The 381-nt window shown below is 52.5% G+C and carries 1 other RNA gene; it reads left to right on the top strand.

From position 1 onward, the window contains the following. An RNA gene (gene rnpB / locus HL666_RS33865) (RNase P RNA component class B) lies at window positions 1-379 on the top strand. Window positions 380-381: the final 2 nt, after the last annotated feature.

Here is a 381-nt window from a genome sequence, read left to right as displayed (position 1 = left end):
ATCCTGAGTAATCGCGGTCGGCTTATGTCGGCTGAGGAAAGTCCATGCTCGCACAGGCTGCGATGCCTGTAGTGTTCGTGCTCGGTGAAAAAATAAGCCGGGGGACGTTAGCAATAGCGTTACGGCGGGAAAAAACGGCTAAGGCTTCGGCTATGCTTGAGTATCCCTGAAAAGTGCCACAGTGACGATACGCCTAGGGAAACCTAGGCGGTGGAACGCGGTAAACCCCTCGAGCGGGCAACCCAAACTTTTGGTAGGGGCGCTTCACATATGGAATTGAACGAAATGTGGGGGGAGAGGAAACTCTCGAGATAGATGATTACTGCCAGCTGATCGTTTGCCTGAAACGGTTGGGTGGTACAAAACATGGCTTACAGGGAT

Origin of the sequence: Bradyrhizobium aeschynomenes, assembly GCF_013178945.1 — a bacterium.
In the GTDB taxonomy this organism is placed as follows: domain Bacteria; phylum Pseudomonadota; class Alphaproteobacteria; order Rhizobiales; family Xanthobacteraceae; genus Bradyrhizobium; species Bradyrhizobium aeschynomenes.
Note: the sequence above shows the minus strand (reverse complement) of the source record. Positions and strands in the feature narration are given on the sequence as shown.